Origin of the sequence: Longimicrobium sp. (assembly GCA_036387335.1) — a bacterium.
Classification (GTDB): domain Bacteria; phylum Gemmatimonadota; class Gemmatimonadetes; order Longimicrobiales; family Longimicrobiaceae; genus Longimicrobium.
The window spans coordinates 1-4,891 of sequence record DASVTZ010000024.1 but is presented as its reverse complement, the minus strand read 5'-3'; the positions used below and the strand labels follow the sequence as shown (position 1 = coordinate 4,891).

General features: G+C 70.8%; 6 protein-coding genes. All 6 read left to right on the top strand.

Annotated features, from left to right (window positions below; genetic code table 11):
* On the top strand, positions 1–769 hold a 769-nt coding region (locus tag VF647_01865), incomplete at its 5' end, for an elongation factor 4 (protein ID HEX8450809.1).
* Positions 770–818: 49 nt separating this feature from the next.
* Complete coding sequence (locus VF647_01860) at positions 819–1,490, top strand: FkbM family methyltransferase (protein ID HEX8450808.1); 672 nt, start codon at positions 819–821, stop codon at positions 1,488–1,490.
* Positions 1,491–1,498: 8 nt separating this feature from the next.
* Positions 1,499–2,341, top strand: a complete 843-nt coding sequence (locus VF647_01855; protein ID HEX8450807.1) for a glycosyltransferase — start codon at positions 1,499–1,501, stop codon at positions 2,339–2,341.
* A gap of 19 nt (positions 2,342–2,360) precedes the next feature.
* Positions 2,361–3,365, top strand: coding sequence for an ROK family protein (locus VF647_01850; GenBank protein ID HEX8450806.1), 1,005 nt, complete (start codon positions 2,361–2,363; stop codon positions 3,363–3,365).
* Between the two features lie 249 nt (positions 3,366–3,614).
* Positions 3,615–4,577, top strand: coding sequence for a carbohydrate kinase family protein (locus VF647_01845; GenBank protein HEX8450805.1), 963 nt, complete (start codon positions 3,615–3,617; stop codon positions 4,575–4,577).
* A 10-nt stretch (positions 4,578–4,587) separates the two neighbouring features.
* Positions 4,588–4,860 carry a DUF3303 family protein gene (locus VF647_01840; protein HEX8450804.1) on the top strand — a complete coding sequence of 91 codons (273 nt, stop codon included), beginning with the start codon at positions 4,588–4,590 and terminating at the stop codon, positions 4,858–4,860.
* Positions 4,861–4,891 lie beyond the last annotated feature (31 nt).

The following is a 4,891-nucleotide window of genomic DNA, read 5'->3' as shown; positions in this document are numbered from 1 at the left end:
CCTGGGGCTCCTGCACATGGAGATCATCCAGGAGCGGCTGGAGCGCGAGTTCGACCTGGACATCATCACCACCGTGCCCAACGTGAAGTACCACGTGGTGATGACGGACGAGCAGGACTTCTGGGTGGAGAGCCCCTCCGCCCTCCCCGATCCCACCAAGATCGCGCGCATCGAGGAGCCGTACGTCACCGCGCGCATTCTGGTGCCCGCGGACTACATCGGCGGGGTACAGAGGCTTGCGCACGAGCGGCGCGCGGACTTCCGCGGGATGAGCTACCCCGATCCGCAGCGCGTGGAGCTGACGTACGACCTGCCGCTGGGCGAGATCGTGCTCGACTTCTACGACAAGCTCAAGTCCGCCACGCGGGGCTACGCATCGTTCGACTACGACTTCTCCGAGTACCGCGCCAACCCGCTGGTCAAGCTGGACATGCTGATCAACGGCGAGCCGGTGGACGCGTTCAGCGTCATCATCCACCGCGACAAGAGCCAGGAGTACGGGCGCAACATCGCGGAAAAGCTCAAGGAGTTGATCCCGCGGCAGATGTTCGAGGTGGCGATCCAGGCCGCGATCGGCAACAAGGTCATCGCCCGCGAGAGCATCTCGGCGATGCGAAAGAACGTGACTGCCAAGTGCTACGGCGGCGACATCTCCCGCAAGCGCAAGCTCCTGGAAAAGCAGAAGGCCGGCAAGAAGCGGATGAAGCAGGTGGGGACGGTGGAGATTCCGCAGGAGGCGTTTCTGGCCGTGCTGCGGGTCGGGGAATGAGGGAGTGCGTGAGTGCGTTAGTGCGTGAGTGCGCTGGCCCGGCGCGGCGATGAGGCTGCCGATCGTGGGCGGGCGGCTGCGCGGGCGCTGGTGGCTCCCCGCCAGCCGCGGGAAGATCCTGCGCATCCTGGGCGGCAGCTACGAGCCGGAGCAGACGCGGCTGTTCGAGGAGCACGTCCGCCCCGGCGCAACGGTGCTGGACGTGGGGGCGCACGTGGGCTACTACACCGTGCTTTCGGCGGTGCTGGCGGGTGAGCGGGGCGCGGTGTGGGCGTTCGAGCCGAACCCCGTCAACGCCGCCTTCCTGCGCCGCCACGCCGAGATCAACCGGCTCGCGAACGTGCGCGTGACCGAGGCCGCCGTCTCCGACGCGAACGGCACGGCGCGCTTCGGCTTCGGGAGCGGGAGCGGGACGGGGCACCTGTCGGCGGACGGCACCGCGGAGGTGAGGACGGTGCGGCTGGACGACTTCTGCGCGGAGCACGGGATCGCGCCGTCGGCGATGAAGGTCGACGTGGAGGGCGCGGAGGGGGCCGTGCTGGAGGGCGCGCGCGACACGCTGGCCCGGCACCGCCCCGTCCTCTTCCTCTCCACGCACGGAGTGGAGGTGCACCGCGCCTGCCTGGCGTTCCTGGAGGGCGCCGGGTACGCCTGCCGTCCCATTCTGGGCGACGACGTGAGGACGACCAGCGAGCTGCTCTGCACTCCGGCGGCGCGGTAAGGGCGGCGATGCGCCTGTCGGTGATCGTCTCCACCTACAACAAGCCGCACTTCCTGGAGCGCGTCCTCTGGGGATACGCCGTCCAGACGGACCGCGACTTCGAGCTGGTGGTGGCGGACGACGGGTCAGGCCCGGAGACGGCCGAGCTCATCCGCCGCGTGCGCGCCGAGTCGAAAATGGACATTGTGCACGTGTGGCACGAAGACCGCGGTTTCAGGAAGACGGAGATCCTGAACCGCGCCATCGTGGCCTCGCGCGGCGACTACCTCCTCTTCACCGACGGCGACTGCATTCCGCGTCGCGACGTGGTGGAGGTGCACCGCGCGCTGGCCCGGCCGGGGCGCTACCTGGCGGGCGGCTCCCTGAAGCTCCCGGCCGGGGTGAGCGAGCGCATCACCGTCGAGGACGTGACGTCGGGTCGCGTGGCCGAGCTGCGCTGGCTCTGGGCGCGGGGATGGAGGCCGGGGCGCCGCGCGCTGCGCCTGGTGCGCTCGCCGAAGCTGGCGGCGCTGTTCGACCGCATCACGCCGACGGCCGCGCACTTCCACGGGAACAACGCCTCCACCTGGCGCGAGGCGATCTTGCGGGTGAACGGCTTCGAAGGGAAGATGGGGTACGGCGGGCTGGACCGGGCGCTGGGGTACCGCCTGGAGAACGCGGGGGTAAGGGGGATGCAGATCCGCCACCGCGCCGTCGCGCTGCATCTGCACCACGACCGTCCGTACCGGCGCCCCGAGGTGGTGAGCGCCAACCGCGCCATCCTCGACGCCATCACGCGCGAGCGGCTGGTGCGCGCGGAGCAGGGAATCGCCGAGCTGGCACCGGATCCTACGTTGCGCGTGCTGCGCTGAACCGTTCATCAGGACACGCATGACAGCGGACAAGGCCGAGAAGCGCTGGATCGTGGGGGTGGACCTGGGCGGCACCAACGTCGTCGTGGGCCTTGTGCCCATCGAAGGCGGGGAGGTGCTGGGGCTGCGCACGCTCCCCACCGAGTCCAACCGCGGGGCCAAGTTCGTGGTGGACCGCATCGTCCACATGGTGAACGACGCCATCGCCGAGGTGGCCGAGGCGCACGGCACCACGCGCGCGGCCGTTGCGGGGGTGGGGATCGGCTCGCCGGGCCCCCTCAACCGCAAGACGGGCACGGTCATCAACACGCCGAACCTGGGGTGGCGCAACTTCCCGCTGCGCGACCTGATCTCCAACGCCGTCAAGCTCCCCTGCTCGCTGGACAACGACGCCAACTGCGCCACCTACGGCGAGTGGTGGCTGGGCGCCGGGCGTGGCACGCAGTCGCTCGTCGGCTTCACGCTGGGGACGGGGATCGGCGGCGGAATCGTGCTGAACGGCGAGATCTACCACGGGTGCAGCGACGTGGCCGGCGAGATCGGCCACATGACCATCGACAGCAACGGCCGCAAGTGCAAGTGCGGCAACTACGGCTGCCTGGAGCAGTACGCCAGCGGCCCCGCCATCGCGCTGCGTGCCACCGAGGGGATCGAGGCCGGCGCCGAGTCGATGCTCGAGGAGATGGTGGACGGCAGGTTGGAGGAGATCACCGCCGCCACCGTCTACGAGGCCGCCGTCCTGGGGGATCCGTACGCCACCGAGGTGATGAAGGACACGGCCCGTTTTTTGGGATCGGGCGTGGCGAGCATCATCAACATCCTGAATCCGCAGATGGTGGTGATCGCGGGCGGCGTGACGCGCGCGGGCGACCACCTCTTCGTGCCGCTGATCGCCGAGGTGCGCCGCCGCGCCTTCCGCTCCGCGCAGGAGTGCTGCCGCATCGTCCCCGCCGAGCTGCCGGGGACGGCGGGGGTGGTGGGGGCGGCGGGGGTGTTCAAGAAGGAGAACTACGGGGCGATGTGAGGCCCCCTCCCCCCGGCCCCCTCCCCCGCCTGCGGGGGCGCAGGGCGGGTGAGGGGGAGAACTGCCCTCCGGCTGCACAGATCCTTGTAGGGGCGCGATTCATCGCGCCCGTGCCCGACGCCGCTCCCCCGCCTGCGCTGCGCACCGACCTTCGTAGGGGCCGCCCCATGTGGCTGCCCGTGCCCGGCCATGCGCGCCGCCCGTTCACCGCATTTCGATCCGGCCGTTCCCCGTTCCCATGCCTCAATCGTGACCCTTCGCCTCGGCATCCTCGGCACGTTCGTTTGGGACCGCATCTGGACGCTGGAGGACCAGGCGGCGGGGCGGCCGTTCGAGAGCTGGGGCGGGCTGGCGTACTCGCTGGCCGCCGCCGCCGCCGCACGTCCGGACGGGTGGGAGATCGTGGCGGTAGCACGCGTGGGGCAGGACCTTTTCGACGAGGCCCGCGCCTTTGCCGCCGCGCTGCCGGGGGTGGACGCGGAATCGGCACTGGTGGCGGCGCCGGAGCCGAACAACCGCGTCGAGCTGCGCTACACCGACGACGCGCGGCGCGGCGAGCGGCTGACCGGCGGCGTCGAAGCGTGGACCTGGGACGAGCTGGCGCCCCGCGTGGCCGGCCTGGATGCGCTGTACGTCAACTACTTCTCAGGCTTCGAGATCGGGCTGGAGGCGACGGAGCGGCTGCGCGCGGAGTTCGCCGGGCCGCTGTACGCCGACCTGCACTCGCTCTTCCTGGGCTGCCCCGGCGCGGGAACGCGCGTGATGCGCCACCTGCCGGAGTGGGAGCGCTGGGCGGCCTCCTTCGACGCGGTGCAGCTCAACGACGACGAGCTGCGCATGCTCGCCCCTGGAGCGGACTCGCGAGACGACGCGGCGGCGACGCTGATGGGCGCCGGTCCACGTGTGGTGGCCGTCACACACGGCGTGGAGGGGGCGACGATCCTGCGGGGCGCCGACATCCCGGCCGATCCGCGCTGCTGGCCGGAGTCGCGCAGGGAGGTTGGGGGACCGCTTGCGGCGAGCCGCTACCCGAGCCGCCCCTGCACGGGCGATCCCACCGGGTGCGGCGACGTGTGGGGGGCGACTTTCTTCACATCGCTGGTCGGCGGGGCGGGATGGGACGAGGCCGCCGCGGCCGCGCACACCGCCGCGGTGCGCAAGATGGGTGTGCGCGGGGCTAGCGGGCTGTTCGAGCACCTCACAGGAAGCTGAGGCGGAACGCATGCTCTACATGATCGTTGAGAACTTCCGCGGGGGCGACGCGGTGCCGGTGTACCGCCGGTTCGCGGAGCAGGGGCGGATGGCGCCGGAGGGGCTGCGCTACGTGGCGAGCTGGGTGCAGGACGACCTCGCGCGCTGCTTCCAGGTGATGGAGTGCGACGACCGGGCCCTCCTCGACGAGTGGATCTCGCGCTGGGAGGACCTGGTGGAATTCGAGGTGTGGCCGGTGATCACGTCCGACGAAGCGCGCGCCACCGTCGCTCCCCGGCTGTAGCCGCGCCATTCCCCATTCCCCATTCCCCATT

Coding starts and splice junctions, on each gene's coding strand:
- VF647_01860 (HEX8450808.1), top strand. CDS start 819: ATGAGGCTGCCGATCGTGGGCGGGCGGCTGCGCGGGCGCTGGTGGCTC.
- VF647_01855 (HEX8450807.1), top strand. CDS start 1,499: ATGCGCCTGTCGGTGATCGTCTCCACCTACAACAAGCCGCACTTCCTG.
- VF647_01850 (HEX8450806.1), top strand. CDS start 2,361: ATGACAGCGGACAAGGCCGAGAAGCGCTGGATCGTGGGGGTGGACCTG.
- VF647_01840 (HEX8450804.1), top strand. CDS start 4,588: ATGCTCTACATGATCGTTGAGAACTTCCGCGGGGGCGACGCGGTGCCG.